This window comes from Porphyrobacter sp. AAP60, assembly GCF_001296025.1.
GTDB lineage: Bacteria > Pseudomonadota > Alphaproteobacteria > Sphingomonadales > Sphingomonadaceae > Erythrobacter.
On record NZ_LJHV01000008.1, the window covers coordinates 650,440 to 673,586 of the forward strand.

Consider the following 23,147-nt stretch of genomic DNA (forward strand, 5'->3'; position numbering starts at 1 on the left):
TTATGCCTTTTCGAGCTGCTGCTGGCGGTGATCGCTTGCCGCTTCGAGCAGCGCCGCTTCGATTTCGGCGAGCCGTTCGGGCGCCTTGATCTTGGCCGATGTCAGATCGGTCACGTAGAAAGTATCCGCCGCTGCCTCGCCATAGGCGGTGATGTGCGCCGAATGGACGATCAGGTTGGCTTTATAAAGCGCATGGGCCAGCCGGTTGAGCAGCGCCGGACGGTCGCGCGCGGTCACTTCGATCACGGTGAAGTTGTTCGACGCGTCGTTATCGAACCCGACGCGGGGCGCGACATCGAAGGCGCGGGCACGCGAATGGGAAAGTGGGCGCGCGGCCAGTTTGGGCACCAGTTCGATCCGGGCGAGCAGCGCGTCGCGGATGCCCTTTTCGATCCGCGCCATCTGCGCGCGCTCGCGGAACGGCTGGCCGTTCTGATCCTGCACCAGGAAATTGTCGAAGGCATAGCCGCTTTTGGCGGTGTGGATGCGGGCATCGATGATGTTGGCTCCGGCCACGTGAATGCCGCCTGCCATGCGGTAGAACAGGCCGGGGTGGTCAGCCGCGATCACGCTGATCCGGGTTGCGCCGCGGGCTTCGTCAACCTCGCAATGGATCGAAAGCTGATCCTTGCTGGCGATCGCGGCGTCATATTGCACAAGGTTGCTGGCGATGATGTCCTCGGGCTCGGCGATCCAGTAGGCATCGCCCAGCAGCGCACCGATGCTGTCGACCAGATGATCGGCATCGCCCAGCAGCCGCGCCGCCGCGTCTTTCTTCGCAGTGACCCGCGCCTTGCGGCCATTGCCCTTGTGGCCCAGCCGCAGGCGTTCCTGCGCGGCATCGTAGAGCTCGCCCAGCAGCTGCCCCTTCCAGCTGTTCCACGTGCCTGGCCCGACCGCGCGGATATCCACTGCGGTAAGGATGGCGAGATTGCGCAGGCGTTCAAGGCTTTGCACCTCGCCCACGAAATCCTCGATTGTCTTGGGATCGGTCAGGTCGCGTTTCTGCGCGGTGCGGCTCATCAGCAGGTGTTGCAGCACCAGCCAGGCGACCAGACCGGTTTCCTTTTCGTCGAGGCCGAAGCGCGGGCACAGCTTGTGTGCCACATCCGCCCCCAGCACCGAATGATCGCCGCCACGCCCCTTGGCGATATCATGCAGCAGCACCGCGACATACAGCGCCCGGCGCGAGGCAAGCTTGGGAAATTCGCGGGTTGCACGCGGGTGATCGGCCACCAGCAGCCCGCGCTCGATCTGGCTGAGCAGACCAATAGCGCGGATCGTGTGTTCATCCACGGTATAGTGGTGATACATGTCGAACTGCATCTGCGCGTTGACCCGGCCGAAATCGGGCACGAAACGGCCAAACACGCCCGCCTCGTTCATCCATCGCAGCGCGGTTTCGGGATCCTTGCGGCCTGCCAGCAGATCAAGGAACAAGGCATTGGCGCGCTTGTCGCGGCGCACCTTGCCGTCGATCAGCTTCGCATCGCGCCCGGCTTGGCGCATGGTTTCGGGGTGGACTTCCAGCCCTTCGGCCTCGGCCAGCTGGAACACTTCGACCAGGCGGACGGGATCGGCCCGGAACCAGTCATCGCCCGGCGCCCGCAGTCGCCCGCCTTCGACGCTATAGCCCTTGAACATCCGGGGCCGTTGTTTCCAGCCCGCGAAGAACCCGGTGCGCGGGCGTTTGCGGGCCATTTCCTCGTCAAGGTGCGACAGGAAGACGCCGGTCAGGCTGCCGACGCGTTTCACCTGCAGGAAGTAATACTGCATGAAGCGTTCGACCGCGCTTTTGCCGGGGCGGTCGGCAAAGTTCATGCGTTCGGCCACGGTGCGCTGCAGATCGAAGGTCAGGCGGTCTTCGGCGCGATCGGTGATCAGATGCATGTGGCACCGTGCTGCCAGCAGGAACCCTTCGGCACGGCGGAAACTGCGATATTCCGCCCCTGTCAGCAGCCCGACATCGACCAGCTGCGATGCGCTGTCGACGCGGTGGACATACTTGCCGATCCAGTAGAGCGTTTGCAGATCGCGCAGGCCCCCCTTGCCTTCCTTGACGTTGGGTTCGACGACATAGCGGCTATCGCCCATCCGCTTGTGCCGCGCATCGCGTTCGGCCAGCTTCTGAGTCAGAAACAGCCGTTCGCTGCCTTTGACAACCTCGTTCCAGAACCGGCCGCGCAGCTCTTCGTAAAGCGTCTGTTCGCCCCACACCAGCCGCCCTTCGAGCAGCGCGGTGCGGATGGTCAGGTCTTCCTTCGCCATCCGCATCGTATCGCTGACGGTGCGGCTGGAATGGCCGACTTTCAGGCCCAGATCCCACAATAGATAGAGCATCGCCTCGATCACCTGTTCGCACCACGGGGCGCGGCGCATCGGGGTGATGAAGGCGATGTCGATATCCGAATGCGGCGCCATCTCGGCGCGGCCATATCCGCCGACTGCTAGGATCGCGAGCCGTTCGGCCTGCGTGCGATTGGGCACAGGGTAGATATGCGTGGTGACGTGATCGTGGATCACCCGCAACAGCTGGTCCATCAGGAAGCTGAAGCCCGCGGTGACATCATGCCCGGCCGAAGGCGTTTCGGCCAGCCGCCGGGCCAGTTCGGCGCGCCCCTGATCCAGCGCAGTGCGCAACGCCTTGACGATATCGCCGCGCGCAGCCTCGCCGCCCGCGCCGTGCAGCGCGGCGATCTCGTCCGCCAGCGTGCGACGGTCGATAATCGCCCGCTGGCCGGGAACGCGCCTAGGGCTCATGATGGCGGCTCACGTTATGGTCACGCGGTCACGGCTGCGCTGGCGTAACGGGTCTTGACCGATCGCTTGTCGATTTTCTGAGTGCCAAGCCGCGGCAGGGCTTCCTCGGTCAGCCAGATCTGGTGTTCCAGCGGCACCTTGAACGGGGCGATGCGTTCCAGCAGGAAGGTGCGCAACTGCGCCGGCGTGATCGCGGCGTGGCCTTCCTTCATCGCATAGACCGCTGCAGGCACTTCCCCGAAACGTTCGTCGGGCAGGCCGAACACCGAACATTCGCCGATGGCGTCATGCGCGTAGATCGCGTCTTCCACCTCGATGCAGGAGATATTCTCCCCGCCGCGGATGATGATGTCCTTCTTGCGATCGACGATGAACAGGTAACCATCTTCATCGAGATAACCGAGATCGCCGGTGCGGAAGAATCCGGTTTCGGTGAAGGCGGCCTCGGTTGCCTCGTCATTCTTCCAGTAACCGCGGAAATTGGCGACAGAACGGATGCACACCTCGCCCACCTGACCCTGGGGCAGTTCATATCCCTGATCATCCAGAATGCGCAGATCGACCATCGGAAGGCTCGGCCGCCCGGTCGAACCCGGCTTGGCGAGGTAGTTTTCGTTGAAATTGCCGCAGCCCACCGCATTGGTTTCTGTCAGGCCATAGCCCAGCAACGGGAATCCGCCGGGGAAGGCTTCCTTGATGCGGGTGACGTGTTCCACCGGGCGCGGCGCGCCGCCTGCGGCAAAGCTCTTGCAGGCTGAAAGGTCATACTTGTCACGGTCAGGATGGTTGGCGATTTCATAGCTCATCAGCGGCACGCCGACGAAATAGCTGACCTGTTCCTCGGCCATCAGCCGGATCGCCAGACCTGCGTCCCACTTGGGCATCAGCACCAGCTTGCGCGCAATGGCGAAGCTTTGCAGGAACAGCGGCACTTCGCCGGTGACATGGAACAGCGGCACGGCCACCAGCGCGCAGGGCTGCGCGGTCATCGGGCCTTCCTGGCTTTCGACATGCACCTTGGCCATCGCGGACTGGGCGACATAGTTCATCACGCCGTGCACCACGCCGCGGTGATCCGACCATGCGCCCTTGGATTTGCCGGTCGAACCGGAGGTATAGAGGATAGTGGCGATATCATCCGGCCCCAGTTCGCCCAGCAGCGCGATCGCCGCAGGCGTGCCTTCGGGCGCGCGCCACACAGCGGCGAGGCCTTCTGCGGGCGCATTGCCGTGGGTGAACAGTACCACCTTGGCCGGGTGTGCGTGGCCTTCCAGGCGGGCGGCGCGGCCTTCATCGGCCAGCAGCAGCGAAGCCTCGGCCAGATCGATCCCGTAGGCCAGTTCATCGCCCGAAGAAAACCCGTTGAGCAGCGTGGCGCAGCCCCCCGCCATCAGGATACCCATGTAGGCGATCATCCAGTTGGCCGAATTGCGCGCGGCCAGCGCCACACGGTCGCCCTTGGCGATGCCGTGATCGTGCACCAGACTTTCCGCAACGCAGGTGGCAGCCGCGTAGGTTTCGCCAAAGGTCAGGCGGATATCGCCATCGACCAGAAAGGGCAAATCCTTGTTCTGATTGCAAAAATGCGCGAAATAATGCGCCAGCGTCGGCGGGGCGGCGGCAAAGGCGGGCATGGTGATGCCGTCGCGCACGAATGGCACCGTGGCAAACGGCTGACCTTCGGCGGTCAGGCCGGCGATGATCGCTTCGAGCGAATTGTCCAGCTGGGTGGGCATCCGGTAATTTTCCTCTCTCGTTGTTCTCGTGAAGTCCGGCTGTGCGCGCAGGCGCAGTATCCGTGCTTCGTGTCCCAGGCCTGTCCGGCGATCCCGTGCCCCTTCCCCTGCCTCGCCCGCTGTGCCAGAAGCGCCAGCGAAACAAAGGCCACCTCAGGCCCGCCGATACGGCATCTCATTGTCATTAAGGGGTTCGCTCCGTGCTGTCACTACTTGCCGCAAGCCTTGCTGCCGATCCGATCTACTGGACCGATCTGGGCCTCAGGCCGGGGATCGATCTGGGGTTCTTTACCCTGCGCTATTACTCGCTTGCCTATCTGATCGGGGTGATCTTTGCCTATTGGCATACCTCGAAGATGCTCAAGCAGCCCGGCGCGCCGATGGCGCAGCGCCACGCCGATGATCTGTTCTTCTACTGCACGCTGGGCGTCATTCTGGGCGGACGGCTGGGCTATGCCGCGTTCTACACCGGCGGGGCGACGGGCATTCCATCAGCCTTCACCGATTTTTCAGGCGATGGCTTTGTTTCATGGCGATTGCTGCGCCTGTGGGATGGCGGGATGAGCTTCCACGGCGGATTGCTGGGGGTGACGGCGGCGATGTTCTACGTCGCATGGCGCGACAAGCTGAACTTCATCCGCGTGGTCGATTATGTCTGCGTCGGCGTGCCGATGGGGATGCTGCTCGGGCGGCTGGCGAATTTCGTCAACGGCGAATTGTGGGGCCGGGCGAGCGATATGCCATGGGCCATGGTGTTTCCGGGGGCCGATGATCTGGCCCGTCACCCCAGCCAGCTGTATCAGGCTGGTCTTGAAGGGCTGGCGCTGCTGGTGATCCTGCTGCTGCTGTTCTGGAAAACCCGCGCGCGCTATCGCCCCGGCCTGCTGGCGGGGGTGTTTACGCTGGGCATGGGCATTTCGCGCTTCGTGAACGAATTTTTTCGCCAGCCCGATGCACAATTGGCTGACTTTGCGGCCCGGACAGGGCTATCGATGGGGCAATGGCTGACTTTACCGCTGATCCTGACTGGGTTGATTGTCGTGCTCTTCGCGCTGCGGAAGCCGCCGCTGGCGTCGGGGACGACCGCGCCGGCCTAGACGATGCGCCCGGCGTGTGGCGCAGCAAGCTCCGGCTGATCGATCCCGAAGAAGAAAATCCCGCCGCGGCGACTGCTCGCGCTGAAGACGAGGCGCGGCTGAAGGCCGAGGCTGCGGCACGCGCTGCCAAACAGGCTGCCCGCGATCTGGCCGCTGCCGAGGCGGCAGAACAAGCCCGCATCGCCGCCGAAGCCGCCGCCGCTGAAGCCGAAGCTCAGGCGCAGGCCCGGGAGCGCGCCAGAGCCGAGGCACGGGCGCGGGTCGCTGCTGAGGCTCAGGCCAAGGCCGAAGCGCTCGCCCGCGCCAAGGCCGAGGCCGAGGAACGCGCCCGCGCTCTGAAGGAAACCCGCGCCCGCGAAAAGGCTGAAGCCGAAGCCCGCGCCACAGCCGAACGCGAGGCCCGCGAAGCTGCCGCTGCCCAAGCGCGGGCAAGGAAGCAGGAAGAAGCCCGCGCCCGCGCCGAAGCTGAGGCCAAGGCCCGCGCCGAAGCGCTCGAAAAGACCCGCCGCGAAGCCGAGGAACGCGCCCGCGCCAAGGCCGAGGCCGAAGAACAGGCCCGTCTCGCCGCAGAAGCCAAGGCGAGGGCCGAAGCGGAAGCCAAGGCGCGCCGCGCTGCCGAAGCCGCCGCCAAGGCCGCCGCTGCTCAGCAGGCGCGCAAGGAAGAAGAAGCGCGCAAACAGGCAGAAGCCGCAGCCAAAGCTCGCGCCAAGGCGGAGGCAGAGGCAAAGGCGCGCGCCGAAGCCGAGGAACTGGCCAGGGCAGAAGCCGAAGCAAAGGCCAAGGTCGAAGCCGAGGCCAAGGCGCGCAAGGAAGCCGAAGCGAAAGCTCGCGCCGAGGCCAAAGCCAAAGCCAAGGCCGAAGCGGAAGAACAGGCGCGCCTCGCGGCCGCAGCCAAGGCAAAAGCCGCAGCCGAGGCCAAGGCCAAGGCAAAGGCAAAGGCCGAAGAAGAGGCCCGCATCGCAGCCGAAGCGGCAGCCGAGAAAGCTGCAAAGGAAGCCGCCAAGGAAGCCAAGCGCCTCGCCGCCGAAGAGAAGTCCCGCAAGGAAGCCGAGGCCGCCGCCGAGGCAGAAGCCGCCGCCGCTGCCGAGCAGGCGCGGCTCGAAGCCGAAGTGCTGGCCCGCGCCGCCGTCGATGTGCCAGCGGTGCTCAAACGCCTGATCCGCGAAACCGGCCCGATCAGCGTCGCGCAATTTATGGGGGAGAGCAACGCGCGCTATTATGCCAGCCGCGATCCTCTGGGCGAACAGGGCGATTTCATCACCGCGCCGGAAATCACGCAGGTGTTCGGCGAATTGATCGGGGTGTGGTTTGCCGATCTCTGGTCGCGGATGACCCGCCGCAAGCATATCCACTATGTCGAGCTTGGGCCGGGGCGCGGCACGCTGGCCAGGGATGCGCTGAGCGCGGCGGCGCAGCAGGGCATGACGCCCAAGGTGCACTTCGTCGAAACATCGGCCACCCTGCGCAAGATCCAGCGTGAGGCTTTCCCCGATTGCATCCACCACCACGATATCTCGACCCTGCCCGATGATGCGCCGCTGCTGATCGTCGCCAACGAGTTCTTCGATGCCCTGCCGGTGCAGCACCTGATCCGTTCGACTGACGGGTGGTATGCGCGGATGGTGGGGCTGGAGGACGATCAGTTCGCCTTTGTCACGGGCAAGGAGCGGATGGATCACCTTGTCCCGCCCAGCTGGGTCACGGCTTCGCAGGGCACCCTGATCGAGACCAGCCCGGCATCGGTCGCGCTGATGGCCGAAATTGCGCGGCGGCTGAAGGAACAGGGCGGCGCGGCGCTGATCATCGATTACGGCCACGAAGAGCTGCGTTCGGGATCGACTTTGCAGGCGCTGAAGTCTCACCAGATGGTCGATGTCTTCGCGCACCCCGGCGAGGCCGACCTGACCGCGCATGTCGATTTCGAGCTGCTGAAACTGGTGGCTGAACGTCACGGCGCCGATGTGATGGGGCTGCAATATCAGGGCGAATGGCTGATCCAGATGGGGATCGACACGCGCATGGAGATGCTCCGCCGCCGCGCGCCATACGAGAGGGAAAAGTTCCAGCGTCAGCGCGACCGGCTGGTGAAGGAAAGCGAGATGGGGATGCTGTTCAAGGTGCTGGGCATGTGCGGGCGGCGCTGGCCGTTCGGGGCGGGGTTTGATTGATGGCGCGGCTGCGATTGCTGGCGTTCGGCGCCTTGCTGATGGCAACCACCCCCGCTCTGGCCGCCGATGCGGTTGCAGGGCGCTGGGTGACGGCGGAGAAAGACGGCGTGATCCTGATCGCGCCCTGCGGTAAAGCGCTATGCGGCACGATCGATCGCTTTCTGGTGCCGCCGCCGGAAGGCGTGGGACAGCGCGATGTCAACAATCCCGATGCCAAGCTGCGCAGCCGCAAGCTTTTGGGCATGCCGATCCTGTCGGGCTTCACTGCCGATGGCAACCTGTGGCGCGGGCGGATCTATGATCCCAAAAGCGGCAAGACCTACCGTTCGATCATCCGCCGCAAGGGGCCGAATGTGCTTGAGGTAAAGGGTTGTGTCGGCCCGTTCTGCCAGACGCAGGAGTGGAAGCGGGTGTCTTGATTTGCGCGCGCCCTCTGGCACGCGATGTCCTCGCTCACGCCGCCTGAAGGCGGCGTCGCTGCGGGCGCGCGGTCGCGCTTGCGGTCGCTGCGCGACCGTTCCAGCGCGATACTCTATATTCCGATGGTCTTCGCCAACTCCGCCGCTGCGGCCTTGGGCGTCAGCTTTTCCGCATCCTCGCGATCAACCGCAAGGTTCGCTTCGCGCATCGCCTCCACGCTGATTGCGCCGATCAGCGGTTCGAGCGCGGCGATGACCCCAGCATCCCCCGCGATCCGGGGGGAGAGCATCAGCATCGCATCATAGCTCGGCAGGGCGCCTTCGGGGTCTTCGAGCACCACCAGCTTGTCCGCCGCGATCCGCCCGTCCGAGGTGTAGGCGCTGATCACGTCGGCCTCGCCCGATTGCAGGGCATTATACATGAAGGTCGGCGCGAAATTGCGGTTGCGGGCAAAGCGCAGGCCATAGGCATCGCGCACAGCGACCCATTCGGGCCGCTCGAAGAATTCGGGATCGCCGCCGACGGTCAGTTGCGGGGCGACACCGCCCAGATCGGTGAGGGAGACAATGCCGAGTTCCCCCGCCCGGTCGCCGCGCATGGCAAAGGCATAGGCATTTTCGAACCCAAGCCGCCCCAGCACCCTGACGCCATTCTCGCGCATTTCCCAGTCGCGGATCGTTTCATACATCGCCTCGCGGCCGGGATTGTCTTTACGGTTGAGGTAATTCGTCCAGATCGTGCCGGTGTAATCGACCGAGATGTCGATGGCGGATGAAGCCACCGCAGAATGCACCACCGCACTGCCCAGCCCGTCCCGATATTCGACCGAATAGCCAGCAGCCTCCAGCCGCGACCCGATCAATTGGGCGAGGATGTATTGTTCGGAGAAGGATTTGGAGGCGATGATGATGCGCCGTTCACCGGTCCCCGCGCCTTGCGCCCACAGAGCGGCAAGGATGCCCAGCATCACCACCGCGATCCCGCCCAGGGTCATCCAGCGCGATCGCTTGGCGAGGCCCACTTCGATCACCCACAGCAGATTGTCCGCCGCCAGCGCCAGGCCTGCGCTGGCAAAGCACCCCGCCAGCACCAGCGCCCAGTTCTGGGTCTGTAATCCGGCAAAGATCGGATCCCCCAGACTCGTCTGGCCGATGGTGGTGGCGAGTGTTGCCGCGCCGATGGTCCAGACGCTCGCGGTGCGGATTCCGGCCATGATGAAGGGGGCCGACAGCGGCGCTTCCACCAGAGTCAGCTTCTGCCACTTTGTCATGCCGACGCCGTCTGCGGCTTCAAGGATTTCGGGGTCGAGATTGGCCTGCGCCGTCACCGCATTGCGCAGGATCGGCAGCAGCGCATACAGCGTCAGCGCCATCAGCGCGGGCAGGAAACCCAGCGTCGGCAGGCCTTCACCGAACACTGCACGAAGGCTTAAAAGCAGCGGGAAGAACAGCGCCAGCAGCGCAAGCGCGGGGATGGTCTGGACGAGGCTCGCCAGCCCCAGCGCCACCCGCGACACCGTGGGGGAACGGCTGGCCCACACCGCCATCGGCAGGGCGATCAGCATGGCGAGACCGATGGCGCTGGCCGATAACACCACGTGGGCGGCCAGCTTGTCGCCAAGGCCGGGCAGGATGTCCCAGATATCGCCCATCAGCTGCGGCTTTCCCCAAGGCCCTCTAACGCGGCGAGGCGTTCGGCCTGCTGGCGCGGCACGGCAACAAGACCCTGCGCCACATCGCCGCCCGCCCCGCCAAGCAATGCGCACGGGCTTTCATCGGCAACGATGCGCCCGGCATCCATCACCAGCACCCGGTCGGCCAGCAACAGCGCTTCGGCCATGTCATGCGTCACCATCACCGTGGTCAGGCCTAGCCGCTCGTGCAGTTCGCGCACCTTGTTGCCGAGCGCATCGCGGGTCAGCGGATCGAGCGCACCGAAGGGTTCGTCCATGATCAGCAGTTCCGGCTCGCCCGCCAGCGCCCGCGCCACGCCGACGCGCTGGCGTTGCCCGCCGGACAGCTCATCGGGCATCCGGGTCGCCATCGCAGGATCAAGCTCGACCAGTTCGAGAAGCTGCGCGATCCGTTCGGCACCGAGTTTCTCGCCGGTCAGACGTGGGCCGATAGCGATGTTTTCGGCGACGCTCATATGCGGGAACAGGCCGATCCCCTGAAATACGTAGCCGACCCGGCGGCGCAGACGGGCTGGCTTGAGGCTTGCCACATCCTCTCCGGCGAACAGCACCCGGCCTGTCGTCGGCTCCACCAGCGTGTTGACCGTTTTCAGCAGCGTCGATTTGCCCGATCCCGAAGCGCCCACCAGCGCCACGAAGCTGCCCGCCGTAATGTCGCATGACACTCCGCCAACTGCGGTGATCTCGCCAAAGCGGCAGATCACCCCGTCGAACCGGAGCAGGGGTGAAGGCATCGTCATCGGCAGGTTGATTAGCGAGGTTGGGCGCTGCGCGCCAGCGCCTCGGATCGACCCAATGATTGGCCTTTTCCGGCTGGCTTGCTATGCGCTTGGCCAGAACAATCATTACACCCGCAGGACATAAAATGCGCGCCACCCCCGATTTCGATTTCCACCTTGGCGAAGCGGCCGAGATGATCCGTGACACCACCGCGCGCTTCGCCGACGAACAGATTGCGCCCTTGGCCGAACGCACCGACCGCGAAGACCGCTTCCCGCGTGAATTGTGGGAGCCGATGGGCGCGCTCGGCCTGCATGGCATCACGGTCGAGGAAGAATGGGGCGGCCTGGGCCTCGGCTATCTGGAGCATGTGATCGCGGTCGAGGAAGTGTCGCGGGCGAGCGCCTCGGTTGGCCTCTCGTACGGCGCGCATTCCAACCTCTGTCTCAACCAGATCCGCCGCTGGGGGAATGACGAGCAGAAGGCGAAGTATCTCCCTAAGCTGATCAGTGGCGAACATGTTGGCTCGCTTGCGATGTCCGAGGTCGGCGCGGGGTCGGACGTGGTTTCGATGAAGCTGAAGGCCGAGGAAGTTCAGGGCGGATACGTCCTCAACGGCACCAAGTTCTGGATCACCAACGCGCCGGAGGCCGATACGCTGGTGGTCTATGCCAAGACCGATGGCCACGCCGGATCGCGCGGCATCACCGCCTTCCTGATCGAGAAGGGCGATGACGGTTTCGCCATCGGCCAGAAGATCAGCAAGGTCGGCATGAAGGGCTCGCCCACCGCAGAACTGGTGTTCAACGATTGCTTCATTCCCGAAGACCGCATCATGGGGCCGCTGAACGGCGGGGTCGGCGTGCTGATGAGCGGGCTGGATTATGAACGCGTGGTGCTGGCCGGATTGCAGCTCGGGATCATGCAGGCGTGTCTGGACACGGTGATCCCCTACCTGCGCGAGAGGAAGCAGTTCGGAAAGCCGATTGGCTCGTTCCAGCTGATGCAGGCCAAGGTCGCCGACATGTATGTCGCCCTGCAATCGGCCCGCGCCTATACCTATGCCGTGGCGAAGGCCTGTGACGCCGGGCAGACGACGCGCTTCGATGCGGCGGGCGTGATTCTGCTCGCGTCGGAAAACGCCTTCAAGGTCGCGGCGGAAAGCGTGCAGGCGCTGGGCGGCGCGGGCTATACTACCGATTGGCCGGTGGAGCGCTACATGCGCGATGCCAAGCTGCTCGACATCGGCGCAGGCACGAACGAGATAAGGCGGATGCTGATCGGGCGCGAATTGATCGGGGCGGCGGGGTGAGGTTTGGCACGTTCCTTTGCGGAGTTGTCGCGCTCTTCGCTGCGGCGGCAGCAAACGGGCAAGACACTGCTGACGCTTGGACTGACGAGGCAATCTGGGTCACCGTCGCCGAAACATATGGGTTCGAACAGAGGCTTCGAGGCATCGCCTTCGACAATCAGGATGTGCGGCAACAAATACGGCGTGCGGGTGTGATGCCTGCCTGCCGCGTGATCGCAGATTTCATTGACCGAAAGGCAGATGCTGTCAGCAGCAGTTACCGTATCCTGATTGTCGCCGAAGCGCGGATTATGGTGCCTGAGGGCAGGGCCTTCCAAGAGCAGGTCAGCATTCATCCATCAGGCCATCGGTTCGGCCGGTTGGTTGAGAGAGTAGAGCGTAGGGCACCCGAAATCTTCGCCGACTTGCCGACGCAGATCGAGTCAGAACTGGTCGCCGAATTGGCCAAGCTGCCAACAACAGTAGGTGAATGGCGGGTGCCCGTAGCAGACTGGAATTTCAATGGCTCCAACCAGTCTGTTTGGGCAACCGCATGCATGATTTCAAATTTGCGCGACCCAAGCAATGCCAAGGGCGCTTTCGATGGATTTTACAGAGAGCGTCCCGCGCAATGACCGGCCCCATCGTCACCCCGCAACGCAGGAGTCCCCAATGAGCACCGAAGAAGACTACGTCTATGACGAGGCGAGCGGCGAGTGGATGGCTGCATTGGAACTCGCGGCCAAGCAGGCGGCGGACGACGTCGTGGAAGTGCGCGATGCGGTCGGCAACATCCTTGCCGATGGCGATGCGGTGACGCTGATCAAGGATCTCGAGGTCAAGGGCGCAGGGCAAACGCTGAAGCAAGGCACGCTGATCAAATCGATCCGGCTGACCGGCGATGCGCAGGAGATCGACTGCAAATATCCCGGCATCAAGGGCCTGGTGCTGCGGGCCGAGTTTGTGCGCAAGCGGTGATCGTCGGGCGAAATCTCTGTAGGAAAGCGCCACGATGAGCGACACCTTGCTGACTGTTTTGCAGTATTATGGCGCAGGCGCGGGGCTGATTGCCGCGCTGATCGTGTCGCTCAATCTGGGCACCCGGCCCACCGGCTGGGGGTTCGTGATTTTCGTTACATCCTCGATCGCGCTGATCGCATGGGGATTTTTCCAGACCGATTCCGAAGGGATCGGCTGGCAGAACATCGGGCTTCTGGCGATCAACATCGTCGGGGTTTATCGCTACCTCCTGTCGGACAAGACGTCCGATGACAAAGACAAAGACCAGACAGCATGACCGCACCCGTTCTCACCACCAAACTCGACCGCGAAAGCCCCGAGGCCAAGGCGCGGTTTGCGTATAACCAATCGCTCGCCGCCGATCTGCGCGCACGCGTGGCCGAGGCGGCGTTGGGCGGCACGGAAAAGTCGCGCGAGCGCCACGTGTCGCGCGGGAAGCTGCTGCCCCGCGAGCGGGTGGAGCGGCTGCTTGATCCGGGTTCGCCCTTTCTGGAAATCGGGCAGCTGGCCGCGAACGGCATGTACGAAGGCGACGTCAACGGCGCATCGATCATCTGCGGCGTGGGGCGCGTGTCCGGTCGCCAGTGCATGATCGTGTGCAACGATGCGACCGTGAAGGGCGGCACCTATTACCCGATGACGGTAAAGAAACACCTGCGCGCGCAGGAGATTGCGCAGGAGAACCGCCTGCCGTGCATCTATCTGGTGGACTCCGGCGGGGCGAACCTGCCGCATCAGGCGGAAGTCTTCCCCGATCGCGACCACTTCGGGCGGATTTTCTTCAATCAGGCCAACATGTCCGCGCTCGGCATTCCGCAGATCGCCTGCGTGATGGGCAGCTGCACCGCGGGCGGCGCTTATGTGCCCGCCATGTCGGACGAGAGCGTGATCGTGCGCAATCAGGGCACGATCTTCCTCGCTGGCCCGCCGCTGGTGAAGGCCGCGACGGGCGAGGAAATCACCGCCGAGGATCTGGGCGGCGGCGATCTGCACGCCAAGAAATCGGGCGTGGTCGATCACCTCGCCGAGAACGACGAGCACGCGCTCACCATCGTGCGCGATATTGTCTCGCACCTCAATTCCCCGTTCGGTTCGAGCGCAGTCGAGAACCGGGGGCTGGGCAGTGTCTCGACGACGCTCGACACGAACGGGTTGAAGGAGCCGATGCCCCCGAAATTCGATGCTGAAGACCTCTACGCCCTGATCCCCGATGATGTGCGTGCGCCCTATGATGTGAAGGAAGTGATCGCGCGGCTGGTGGACGGCAGCGAGTTTCACGAGTTCAAGGCGCATTACGGCTCCACGCTGGTCTGCGGGTTCGCCCACATCTGGGGGATGCCTGTGGCGATCCTCGCCAATAACGGCGTGCTGTTCAGCGAAAGCGCTCAGAAGGGTGCGCATTTCATCGAACTCGCCTGCCAGCGCCGCATCCCGCTGCTGTTCTTGCAGAATATCAGCGGCTTCATGGTCGGCGGGAAATACGAGGCGGAAGGCATCGCCAAGCATGGCGCAAAGCTGGTCACCGCCGTGGCGACCGCGACCGTGCCGAAAGTCACCGTGGTGATCGGCGGCAGCTTTGGCGCGGGCAATTACGGCATGTGCGGGCGGGCCTATTCCCCGCGCTTCATGTTCACCTGGCCCAATGCGCGCATTAGCGTGATGGGCGGAGAGCAGGCGGCATCCGTGCTCGCCACCGTCCACCGCGATGCCGATAGCTGGGACGAGGCCGCGACCGAGGCCTTCAAGGCCCCGATCCGCCAGAAATACGAAGACGAAGGCAACCCCTACTACGCCACCGCCCGCCTGTGGGACGACGGCGTGGTCGATCCGGTGCAGACCCGCGATGTGCTGGGGCTTGCGCTGGCGGCGTGTCTGGAGGCTCCGATTGCGGAACGACCGGCGTTTGGCGTGTTCCGGATGTAATCTGAAACCCCCGCCCGCCCCCTTGCGTATCTAACCCAAGTTAGGCCACAAGCATCCGGCCTTTGGGAGGGGCGCACCGCTTGCACACACCACTGAACCCTGCGCTGATGCGCAAGCCCACGTTGCTTTCGCGCATCGTGCGCCGGATCATCCTTGCGATCTGGTATGTGCGCGGGTGGAAGATCGATTCCCCGCTGCCAAAGCATCTCAGGAAGTTCGTGATCGCGGGTGCGCCGCATACCACCAACTGGGATTTCGTGTTCTTCACCGGCGCGACCCATGAAGAGGGCGTGAAGCCCAATTTCATGGGCAAGCACACGCTGTTTACGGGGATGATGAAGAACTTCATGCTCGATATGGGCGGCATCCCGGTCGATCGCCGCAGCCGCCTCAACGCCACCGAACAGGTCGCCGCCGAATTTGCCGCGCGCGATGAACTGGCGCTGGTGATCGCCTGCGAAGGCTCGCGCAAAAGCGACGGCAAGTGGCGTTCCGGCTTCTACCACATCGCCCGCGCCGCCAACGTGCCGATCGTCCCCGCCTTTGCCGATAATGCTGCCAAGATCATCAGCTTCGGCCCGCCGCTGCTGCCAACCGGCAATTACGGCGAGGATCTGCTGAAAATCGCCGAATGGTTCCGATCGAAGCTGCCCGATTACGAACGCTTCAAGGTGCTGGAACAACAGGCGCGGGATATTATTGCCGGGAAGAACGATGTTTGAACTGCTTGCCCTGAATGCCGCGATCCTGATCGTGCTGGTGCTGATCCAGTGGGCGATCAGCGTGAAGATCAATGATGTCAGCTTCATCGATGCCTTCTGGGGGGCAGGGATGGGCATTCTGGCGGTGGCAAGCTGGCTGCACGTGCCCGGCGGCGCGGGCGCATTGGGCACGCTGATCATGGTGATGACCGCGGCCTGGGGCTTCCGGCTGGGTGGTTACCTGTTCCTGCGCTGGCGCAAGGAAGGCGAGGACAAGCGTTACAAGATGATCCTGAAAAAGGATCGCGAGAAAGGCAATTTCGCCCGCGCCGCGCTCACCCGCGTATGGCTGATGCAGGCGGTGCTGCTGTTCATGGTGTCCAGCCCCGCGCAGGTCGGCATCCTTGCCAGCCCCGAACCATCCCCCATCCCGCCGCTGGCATGGGCCGGTTTTGCGCTTTGGAGCATCGGCGTGTTTTTCGAATGGGTGGGGGATTGGCAGCTGACCCGGTTCAAGGCCGATCCGGCCAATCACGGCAAGGTATTGGACACCGGACTGTGGCGTTACACCCGCCATCCCAACTATTTCGGCGATTTTGCCGCGTGGTGGGGCATCTGGCTGGCCTGCGCGGCGGCGGGCTGGGGCTATGCTGCCGCGACCGTGATCGGGCCTTTGTTCCTCAGCTTCACGCTCACCCGATGGTCGGGCGTGACGCTGCTGGAGAAGGGCATGGACAAGTCGAAGGGCGACAAATACGCCGATTACAAGCGTCGCACCTCGGCGTTTTTCCCGCTGCCGCCCAAGAACTGAACCACCCTCGTCGTGGCGACTATTCGACCAACCGCGCTGCTGCGCCGCACAAAAAGCGCGGGCGCACCCTTTAAGCCCGCGCCCGCTTGGCCTATGTTGCGTGCAATCAAGGAGGCGCGCGTACCCATGGCTCTCAACCCGACCTTGCGCGAGCAGGAACGTGAGCGGATCGCGCAGCATGTGCTCGATCTGGTCAAGGAACGCGGATCGGAAATCCCGTGGACGGTGGCGATGGCCGAAAGCGGGCTGACACGCGCGCGGTTCGAAGCGCTGTTCGCCGATTATGACGACATGTTCGATGCGGTCGCGCAGACCTGGCTTGCGCCGCAACTGGCGGTGATGGAGGAAGTGCTCGCCACCAACCTGCCGCCGCAGCGCAAGATGTACGAATTCTTCCGCCGCCGCTTCGTGATTTCGCAGGAACGGTTCCGAGCCGATCCGCACTTTTTCAGCATCCTGTGCGAAATGGGCGCCGCCAATTTCGAACGGGTGCGTTCCTACGTCGATCTGGCCGATCACTACCTGTGCGAACTGATTGCCGAAGCGCAGGCCGAAGGCTTCTTCGCCGGGCTGGAGATTGACGAGGCGCTGTCGCTGATCAACCAGATGATCTCCAATTACACGCTGCCCGATGCGCTGATCTATCTGGGCGACAAACTGTCCGAGGCAAAGCTGGCGCGGATCGTGGACACGATGTTCATCGGCCTGTCGGGCGAGGCAGGGGCCGATGCTTCGGGCGTGAACACGCTGAAGGTCGCATCGTCCTGAGCGGTTAATCCCGCTCCCACCACGCGGCAGCCGGATCTTCCGCCCCGCGTGCGCCGCGCCGCTGCAAGCCATCGAACAATCCGCCCGCCAGTTGCATCGTTGCAGGCGCAGTGCGGTTCCAGTCCATCACATATAATCGCTCGGCAATCAGCCAGCGGCCTGCGTGTTTTGTCAGCGTGTCGAGATAACGCCCGCCGACGACGAGCTCGCTTTCAGGCAGTTCCGGCTCGCCCTCGGGTGCGGGGATCAGGTGCAGCGCCACGCAGTTTGTCTCGGCCTTGGCGGAGTTCCCACTGATGCGCATCACGGTGTTGCTGATATTATGCTGCGTCAGCCGCATCGCGCCAAGGCCCGCAATCAGGCCGGGGATGATGGCGGCAACGGGTTTCGCTCCATCGCCGTAGTCAATCCGGGCATCGGGCGTGAAAGCGGCGGCGAGCTGTTTGGCATCGCAGCGGTCGATGCCGCGGCAATAGAGCGCGAGAGTTTCGGCAATCGCCAGCCGGTCAGCGATCTCGGTCAGTTCCATGGGGCCAGTCTAACGCGCGCCGGCGGGCGGCGGGACTGGCACTTGCATCAATGCCGGGTGCGCTTGAACTGCAAGACATTGGCCGGGCGTGACGGCGGCGGCGGGCGCAGGCGTTTTTCGGCGAGCGCATATTTCAGCGCCGCTCCGGTCATCACAGCGGATAGCAGCACGATCACCCCGGCCCACAGCCAGTGCGGCAGACCCACCACGGCGGCGATCTGCCCGGTGTCCGACAGGATCGCCCGACCGTTGATCACGGCTTCCTCGGTGAACAGATAGTTCCAGTCACGCAGCATGCTCATCGCGCCGAGCACGCCGAGAAATTGCAGGCTGAAGCGGGCAAAGCCGGGCTTGGCCCGCCATGCGATCAGACCGAGGATGGCGGCCACCAGTGGCAGCGTCCAGTACCCCGTGGGCGATCGCACCCAGATGAAAACGCTCGCCAGAATCGCCGCAGCAGACAGCCACAGCACCGGCCGCCACAGTTTCGGATGCGCGCTGGCAAGGATCAGCAAGGCGCCTGCCGCGCTTGGTGCCAGGGGGCCGCCCGCCGCAATCGCGCCAAGCGTAAAGCGCGAGGCATCGGCATCGACCACGCTCTGTGCCACGCCCGATCCGTTGGGAAAGATCATCAATTGTTCGAAATGCTGCCCCAGCGCCAGCGCGGTCAAGCCGTGGCCCATTTCGTGGAACCACGTCGTCAGGATCGCGAAGGGATAGATCAGATAGGCGCCGAACGGCAGCGCGGGCAGCATGACCACCACCAACCCTGCCAGCACCAGCCGGCCGATAGCTTCGCCCTGCGAGCCGGGAGTTGTTAACGATTGCACGGGCGTCAGCTTGCCTTGGGATGATCGGAAGAGCGACCATGCGCGTCGACATTGATGCCATTACTGTCGTCAAAAGCCAGATCATCATGTTCGCGCTGTTCGCGCAGGATCGACCAGCTGGCAAGAAACAGCCCGGCCACCAGCGGCCCCAGCACAACCCCCGAAAAACCGACAAAACTGATCCCGCCCAGTGTGGTGACCAGGATGATCCAGTCGGGAATGCCGGTGTCGCGCCCCACCAGAATCGGCCGCAGGACATTGTCGGCAGACGAGATGACGATGGCACCGGTCGCCAGCACGAACAGGCCCTGCCACACGTCGCCCGACAGCAGCAGCCAGACACCGACCGGCCCCCACACCACCACAGTGCCGATCACGGGAACAAGCGAAAAAATACCCATCACGACGCCCAGCAGCAACGCCGATGGCACGCCGACGATGGTCAGCATTAGCGTGCCGAGTGCGCCTTGCACCACCGCGACCACCCCGGTTCCCTTGATCGTGGCCCGCACGATCCCGAGAAACCGTTCTGCAAGACGATCGGCAATCGAACGTTCGACCGGAACGGCACGCAGAACGTGGCGCCCGATCCGTTCGCCATCGCGCAGCAGGAAGAACATGACATACAGCGCCACACCGAATGACAGCACGAAGCTGAGCGCACCGCCGCCGATCGATACTGCCTGACCGGCGATAAAGCCGGCGCTTTCGGTCAGAAGCTCCTGAAGCCTGGTCTGGATATCCTGCACATCGGCCCAGCCATTGCGGTCTGCCGCTTCGCGCGCTGCTTCGGGCAACATCCCGATGCCGCGATCGAACAGCGCTGCAAGATCGACGGGCTGCGCCTGAAGCGCTGTGACGAGGAAGATCGCTTCTTCGACCACCATGGTCGCGATCCACAGTGCGGGCACCATCACCAAGAAGAAGATCACCAGCAGCGAGGCAATCGCCGCCTGATTCCTGCGCCCGCGCGTACCACGCAGCATCCAGCGATACAGCGGCTGGAACATGATTGCCGCCAGCGCAGCCCACAGCAGCGGTTGGGCAAAGGGCAGCACGATCACCGCCATCATGACACTGACGACGGCGAGGATCAGGAGAAAGCTGGCATGCTGCAATTCGTCAGTGCGATGGGGCTGGTGGTCCATGCGGGTCTTTCGGAGTGGCTAGACGTCGAGGTTCGCCACGTTGAGGGCATTGTCCTGAATGAATTCGCGGCGCGGTTCGACGATATCGCCCATCAGGCGGGTGAAGATTTCGTCGGTCACATCGGCATCCTCGACCTTCACCTGCAACAGCGCGCGGTTTTCGGGATCAAGCGTGGTCTCCCACAATTGTTCCGCGTTCATTTCGCCAAGGCCCTTGTAACGGGCGATGGACAGACCCTTGCGCCCGGCAGCGAAGATCGCGTCGAGCAGCTGGGTCGGGCGGCTGATCCCGTCATCCTGCGGCAGGGGCGGAGGGGCGGCGGCCTGTTCGGCCTCGCCTGCAAGGATGTCGTCATTGACCGGCTCGGCCTCAGGCTCCTCGGCAGCGGCATCATTGGCGCGCACCAGCCGCACCGGCGTGGTGAAGGTATCGGCCTGCGCTGCGGCCAGCCCGTGCAGCTTGTGCGCTTCGGTGCTGGACAGGAACCGCGCCTCGATCTCGTGCACGTCTTTCACGCCGCGCCACAGGCGTTCGAACACCACCGCGCCGTCGTCGCGCTGATAGGCGCTCCAGCGGGCTTCGCGGTCGCCTGCGCCCAGCCGCCCGGCAGCGCGGTTCAGCGCGGCCGTCAGCGCCTCGCCCGCAAGCCCCGGTTCGAGCGCGCCGACCAGAGCCATCTGCTCCACAATTCCGCTGTCATAGCGGCGCGGCACGAAGGCGAGCAGGTTCTTAAGACGCAGCGCCGCTTCCACCAGCGCGCGCAAATCCGGCCCGCCGCGCGCGCCTTCGGCCGTTTCCAGCACCCGGCCCTGAAGTCCCGCATCGACCAGATAGCGGTCCAGCGCGGGTTGATCTTTCAGGTAAACCTCGCTGCGTCCCTTGGCGACCTTGAACAAAGGCGGCTGGGCGATGAACAGGTGGCCGGCGCGAATGATGTCGGGCATCTGGCGATGGAAGAAGGTCAGCAGCAGCGTGCGGATGTGCGCGCCATCCACGTCAGCGTCGGTCATGATGACGATCTTGTGGTAGCGCAGTTTCTCAAGGTTGAATTCATCGCGGATCCCGGTGCCCATCGCCTGAATGAGGGTGCCGACTTCCTTGGACGAGATGATCCGGTCAAACCGGGCGCGTTCCACATTCAGGATCTTGCCCTTCAGCGGCAGGATCGCCTGCGTCTTGCGGTCACGCCCCTGCTTGGCAGAGCCACCGGCGGAGTCCCCTTCGACCAGAAACAGTTCGGACTTGGCCGGATCGCGTTCCTGACAATCGGCCAGCTTGCCGGGCAGGCTGGCGATGCTCATCGCGCCCTTGCGGCTCATTTCGCGCGCGCGGCGCGCGGCTTCGCGGGCGGCGGCGGCATCGATCACCTTCTGGATGATCGACTTGGCATCGGCGGGGTTTTCCTCAAGCCATTCGCTCATCTTGTCGCTCATCAGCGACTCCAGCGGAGAGCGCACTTCGGAGCTGACCAGCTTGTCCTTGGTCTGGCTGGAGAACTTGGGATCGGGCAGCTTGACGCTGACAATCGCGGTCAGGCCTTCGCGCATGTCCTCGCCCGACAGGCTGACCTTTTCCTTCTTCAACATGCCCGAACGCTCGGCATAATTGTTAAGCGTGCGGGTCAGCGCGGCGCGGAAGGCGGCGAGGTGCGTGCCGCCATCGCGCTGCGGGATGTTGTTGGTGAAGGCGAGCACGTTTTCGTAATAGGAATCGTTCCATTCCAGCGCGACATCGATCCCGATCCCGTCCTTTTCGGCCGATACGGAAATCGGTTCGGGGATCAGCGGCTGCTTGTTGCGGTCGAGATACTTCACGAAAGCGGCAATACCGCCTTCGTAGTAGAGATCGTGTTCCAGCACTTCCTCGTGCCGCAGATCGCGCAGCTTGATCCGCACGCCCGAATTGAGAAACGCGAGCTCGCGGTAACGGTGTTCGAGCTTCTCGAAGTCATATTCGGTGACGTTCTTGAAAGTATCGTGGCTGGCCTTGAAGGTGACGCGGGTGCCCTTTTTCAGGCCATTGTCATCGCCGTTGCTCGCCACGGCAGGTGCATCGCCGGTCACGACCAGCGGGTTCACCGCATCGCCGTGCTCGAACCGCATCCAGTGCGCCTTGCCTTCGCGCCAGATTACCAGCTCCAGCCATTCGGACAGGGCATTGACCACCGACACGCCCACGCCGTGAAGGCCGCCGGAAACCTTGTAGGCGTTGTCGTCAGAGGTGTTTTCGAACTTCCCGCCCGCGTGCAGCTGGGTCATGATCACTTCGGCGGCGGATACGCCTTCCTCGGTGTGCATGCCGGTGGGAATCCCGCGGCCGTTATCTTCGACCGACACCGAACCATCAGGGTTCAATTCGATCAGAACGAGATCGCAATGCCCCGCCAGCGCTTCGTCGATCGCGTTGTCGCTGACTTCGAACACCATGTGGTGCAGGCCCGATCCATCGTCGGTATCGCCGATATACATGCCGGGCCGCTTGCGCACGGCGTCGAGGCCCTTGAGAACCTTGATCGAATCCGCGCCATATTCGCCCATCTGGCGGACTTTTTCGGGCAGCGCGTCGGGGGTCTGATCGGGCGTTGGTGAGGTGGTGTCGTTCATGACCATCATATAAGCGCTCGGGCGCAGAAACCCAACTGCGGGAGGGCCACAAGGGTCGCTTTTCCACCAGTCTGCGAACGTTTGCGGTGAAGGGGCCGGATGGCGCTTTAGAAAGCGGGCCGGAAATGCACCTTGCCGCGCCACATGGTCGCATCGAACAGCGGTATCATGCCTTGGCGGGTGGCCTCGTCAAACTGGGTCACGTGGCAGGCGGCGGCGGCCTTGGCAGCTTCGAGATCGGCGGGGGTGTAGGGAACCGTTTCGGTCAGCAGGGCAGGGTCTGTTACGGCCCAATCCGCCAGTTCGGGCACGGGCGGCAATGTGCCCGCCGGGATGCCGACATAGAGCAATCCTGGTCGCGCCCCGGCGGGCATAGCCTGCACGATCTGCGAAGTCAGCGCGCTCACCATGCGGTGATCGGCATGGCCGTATCCGCCATCCGGCCCCCATGTCAGCACGGTGTCGGCCTCGCCGATGCGATCAGCCAAGGCAGCGACCAGTGAGCTGTCGCGCACATGATCTGCAAGCATTCCGTCCCCGAAGCCAAGGTTGACCACCTCTGCCACGCCCAGCGCGCGCCCTGCGCATTGCGCTTCGGCGCGGCGGGTCGCGGCCAGATCTTCGCCTTTGGCCATTCCCGACACGCCCGGCCCGGCATCGCCCGGCGTTGCGTGGATGATGCTGACAAGCCGACCCTCACGCGCCAGAGCCGCGATGGCTGGGGCCATCGGCAATTCATCATCGGGGTGAGCCAGCACCACCACCACGGTTTCGGTTTCAGCCGAAACCTCGCGTGCCTGCGTTGCCGCAGCCGACGCCAGCACTGCCAGCGCGATCATGCCCATTCTGCGGATCATTTTCCCTCTCCTCACCAACCACACTGCCACTTGTGCGAGCGCCCTTGCAAATCCTTTGCGCATGGCCTCGC

20 protein-coding genes are annotated in these 23,147 nt (G+C 63.9%); 11 read left to right on the forward strand and 9 right to left on the reverse strand.

Going from position 1 to position 23,147, the window contains the following annotated elements; all coding sequences use genetic code 11:
* Nucleotides 1–2,760: a [protein-PII] uridylyltransferase gene (locus IP79_RS09045; protein ID WP_054118874.1), complete on the reverse strand. Its 2,760-nt coding sequence runs from the start codon at nucleotides 2,758–2,760 to the stop codon at nucleotides 1–3.
* 20 nt (nucleotides 2,761–2,780) lie between these two features.
* Complete coding sequence (locus IP79_RS09050) at nucleotides 2,781–4,496, reverse strand: class I adenylate-forming enzyme family protein (RefSeq protein WP_054118875.1); 1,716 nt, start codon at nucleotides 4,494–4,496, stop codon at nucleotides 2,781–2,783.
* 200 nt (nucleotides 4,497–4,696) lie between these two features.
* Between IP79_RS09050 and lgt the strand changes: the two genes are divergently transcribed.
* From lgt to IP79_RS09065, 3 genes are read left to right on the forward strand one after another with little or no spacing between them, the layout of a single operon-like run.
* Complete coding sequence (lgt, locus tag IP79_RS09055; RefSeq protein WP_054118876.1) at nucleotides 4,697–5,593, forward strand: prolipoprotein diacylglyceryl transferase; 897 nt, start codon at nucleotides 4,697–4,699, stop codon at nucleotides 5,591–5,593.
* On the forward strand, nucleotides 5,497–7,761 hold the full coding sequence (locus IP79_RS15890) for a class I SAM-dependent methyltransferase (protein WP_324608183.1): 2,265 nt from the start codon (nucleotides 5,497–5,499) through the stop codon (nucleotides 7,759–7,761). Before lgt ends, IP79_RS15890 begins: the two co-directional genes overlap by 97 nt.
* Before the next feature lie 38 nt (nucleotides 7,762–7,799).
* Nucleotides 7,800–8,180: a DUF2147 domain-containing protein gene (locus tag IP79_RS09065; protein WP_233994144.1), complete on the forward strand. Its 381-nt coding sequence runs from the start codon at nucleotides 7,800–7,802 to the stop codon at nucleotides 8,178–8,180.
* Between the two features lie 113 nt (nucleotides 8,181–8,293).
* Here the strand turns inward: IP79_RS09065 and IP79_RS09070 are convergent, their stop codons facing one another.
* Nucleotides 8,294–9,832, reverse strand: coding sequence for an ABC transporter permease/substrate-binding protein (locus IP79_RS09070; protein ID WP_054118878.1), 1,539 nt, complete (start codon nucleotides 9,830–9,832; stop codon nucleotides 8,294–8,296).
* Nucleotides 9,832–10,614, reverse strand: coding sequence for an ATP-binding cassette domain-containing protein (locus IP79_RS09075; RefSeq protein ID WP_054118879.1), 783 nt, complete (start codon nucleotides 10,612–10,614; stop codon nucleotides 9,832–9,834). The genes IP79_RS09070 and IP79_RS09075 overlap by 1 nt, the downstream gene beginning before the upstream one ends.
* Nucleotides 10,615–10,739: 125 nt before the next feature.
* Between IP79_RS09075 and IP79_RS09080 the strand changes: the two genes are divergently transcribed.
* From IP79_RS09080 to IP79_RS09115, 8 genes are all read left to right on the forward strand, one after another.
* Nucleotides 10,740–11,906 (forward strand): isovaleryl-CoA dehydrogenase, encoded by a 1,167-nt coding sequence (locus tag IP79_RS09080; RefSeq protein ID WP_054118880.1) that lies wholly within the window; start codon nucleotides 10,740–10,742, stop codon nucleotides 11,904–11,906.
* Entirely contained in the window at nucleotides 11,903–12,520 is a 618-nt protein-coding gene (locus IP79_RS09085; RefSeq protein ID WP_054118881.1) for a hypothetical protein, read from the forward strand. Before IP79_RS09080 ends, IP79_RS09085 begins: the two co-directional genes overlap by 4 nt.
* Nucleotides 12,521–12,557: 37 nt before the next feature.
* Nucleotides 12,558–12,863 (forward strand): alkylphosphonate utilization protein, encoded by a 306-nt coding sequence (locus IP79_RS09090; RefSeq protein ID WP_054118882.1) that lies wholly within the window; start codon nucleotides 12,558–12,560, stop codon nucleotides 12,861–12,863.
* A gap of 34 nt (nucleotides 12,864–12,897) precedes the next feature.
* Nucleotides 12,898–13,182 carry a hypothetical protein gene (locus tag IP79_RS09095; protein ID WP_054118883.1) on the forward strand — a complete coding sequence of 95 codons (285 nt, stop codon included), beginning with the start codon at nucleotides 12,898–12,900 and terminating at the stop codon, nucleotides 13,180–13,182.
* On the forward strand, nucleotides 13,179–14,828 hold the full coding sequence (locus IP79_RS09100; protein ID WP_054118884.1) for a carboxyl transferase domain-containing protein: 1,650 nt from the start codon (nucleotides 13,179–13,181) through the stop codon (nucleotides 14,826–14,828). The genes IP79_RS09095 and IP79_RS09100 overlap by 4 nt, the downstream gene beginning before the upstream one ends.
* A gap of 107 nt (nucleotides 14,829–14,935) precedes the next feature.
* A complete protein-coding gene (locus IP79_RS09105) occupies nucleotides 14,936–15,550 on the forward strand; it encodes a 1-acyl-sn-glycerol-3-phosphate acyltransferase (protein WP_054118885.1) in 615 nt (204 codons plus the stop codon).
* A complete protein-coding gene (locus tag IP79_RS09110) occupies nucleotides 15,543–16,340 on the forward strand; it encodes a DUF1295 domain-containing protein (protein WP_054118886.1) in 798 nt (265 codons plus the stop codon). The genes IP79_RS09105 and IP79_RS09110 overlap by 8 nt, the downstream gene beginning before the upstream one ends.
* Before the next feature lie 126 nt (nucleotides 16,341–16,466).
* On the forward strand, nucleotides 16,467–17,108 hold the full coding sequence (locus tag IP79_RS09115) for a hypothetical protein (RefSeq protein WP_054118887.1): 642 nt from the start codon (nucleotides 16,467–16,469) through the stop codon (nucleotides 17,106–17,108).
* Between the two features lie 4 nt (nucleotides 17,109–17,112).
* On the opposite strand, the gene IP79_RS09120 is transcribed toward IP79_RS09115, so the two are convergent.
* The 5 genes from IP79_RS09120 to IP79_RS09140 form a co-directional block, all read right to left on the reverse strand.
* A complete protein-coding gene (locus IP79_RS09120; RefSeq protein ID WP_054118888.1) occupies nucleotides 17,113–17,637 on the reverse strand; it encodes a nuclear transport factor 2 family protein in 525 nt (174 codons plus the stop codon).
* Between the two features lie 47 nt (nucleotides 17,638–17,684).
* Nucleotides 17,685–18,467 (reverse strand): M50 family metallopeptidase, encoded by a 783-nt coding sequence (locus IP79_RS09125; protein ID WP_054118889.1) that lies wholly within the window; start codon nucleotides 18,465–18,467, stop codon nucleotides 17,685–17,687.
* A gap of 5 nt (nucleotides 18,468–18,472) precedes the next feature.
* Nucleotides 18,473–19,615: an AI-2E family transporter gene (locus tag IP79_RS09130; RefSeq protein ID WP_054118890.1), complete on the reverse strand. Its 1,143-nt coding sequence runs from the start codon at nucleotides 19,613–19,615 to the stop codon at nucleotides 18,473–18,475.
* Between the two features lie 18 nt (nucleotides 19,616–19,633).
* Entirely contained in the window at nucleotides 19,634–22,153 is a 2,520-nt protein-coding gene (gyrB, locus tag IP79_RS09135) for a DNA topoisomerase (ATP-hydrolyzing) subunit B (RefSeq protein WP_054119044.1), read from the reverse strand.
* Between the two features lie 173 nt (nucleotides 22,154–22,326).
* A complete protein-coding gene (locus tag IP79_RS09140) occupies nucleotides 22,327–23,076 on the reverse strand; it encodes a PIG-L deacetylase family protein (RefSeq protein WP_197273780.1) in 750 nt (249 codons plus the stop codon).
* Nucleotides 23,077–23,147 lie beyond the last annotated feature (71 nt).

Excerpts from the sequence above, each read along its gene's own strand:
- gyrB (WP_054119044.1), bottom strand. The coding sequence starts at position 22,153 with ATGGGCGAATATGGCGCGGATTCGATCAAGGTTCTCAAGGGCCTCGAC.
- IP79_RS09090 (WP_054118882.1), top strand. The coding sequence starts at position 12,558 with ATGAGCACCGAAGAAGACTACGTCTATGACGAGGCGAGCGGCGAGTGG.
- IP79_RS09050 (WP_054118875.1), bottom strand. The coding sequence starts at position 4,496 with ATGCCCACCCAGCTGGACAATTCGCTCGAAGCGATCATCGCCGGCCTG.
- IP79_RS09110 (WP_054118886.1), top strand. The coding sequence starts at position 15,543 with ATGTTTGAACTGCTTGCCCTGAATGCCGCGATCCTGATCGTGCTGGTG.
- IP79_RS09080 (WP_054118880.1), top strand. The coding sequence starts at position 10,740 with ATGCGCGCCACCCCCGATTTCGATTTCCACCTTGGCGAAGCGGCCGAG.
- IP79_RS09100 (WP_054118884.1), top strand. The coding sequence starts at position 13,179 with ATGACCGCACCCGTTCTCACCACCAAACTCGACCGCGAAAGCCCCGAG.
- IP79_RS09105 (WP_054118885.1), top strand. The coding sequence starts at position 14,936 with ATGCGCAAGCCCACGTTGCTTTCGCGCATCGTGCGCCGGATCATCCTT.
- IP79_RS09065 (WP_233994144.1), top strand. The coding sequence starts at position 7,800 with ATGGCAACCACCCCCGCTCTGGCCGCCGATGCGGTTGCAGGGCGCTGG.
- IP79_RS09045 (WP_054118874.1), bottom strand. The coding sequence starts at position 2,760 with ATGAGCCCTAGGCGCGTTCCCGGCCAGCGGGCGATTATCGACCGTCGC.
- IP79_RS09130 (WP_054118890.1), bottom strand. The coding sequence starts at position 19,615 with ATGGACCACCAGCCCCATCGCACTGACGAATTGCAGCATGCCAGCTTT.
- IP79_RS09140 (WP_197273780.1), bottom strand. The coding sequence starts at position 23,076 with ATGATCCGCAGAATGGGCATGATCGCGCTGGCAGTGCTGGCGTCGGCT.
- IP79_RS09070 (WP_054118878.1), bottom strand. The coding sequence starts at position 9,832 with ATGGGCGATATCTGGGACATCCTGCCCGGCCTTGGCGACAAGCTGGCC.
- IP79_RS09075 (WP_054118879.1), bottom strand. The coding sequence starts at position 10,614 with ATGACGATGCCTTCACCCCTGCTCCGGTTCGACGGGGTGATCTGCCGC.
- IP79_RS09115 (WP_054118887.1), top strand. The coding sequence starts at position 16,467 with ATGGCTCTCAACCCGACCTTGCGCGAGCAGGAACGTGAGCGGATCGCG.
- IP79_RS09120 (WP_054118888.1), bottom strand. The coding sequence starts at position 17,637 with ATGGAACTGACCGAGATCGCTGACCGGCTGGCGATTGCCGAAACTCTC.
- IP79_RS09095 (WP_054118883.1), top strand. The coding sequence starts at position 12,898 with ATGAGCGACACCTTGCTGACTGTTTTGCAGTATTATGGCGCAGGCGCG.
- IP79_RS15890 (WP_324608183.1), top strand. The coding sequence starts at position 5,497 with ATGGCTGACTTTACCGCTGATCCTGACTGGGTTGATTGTCGTGCTCTT.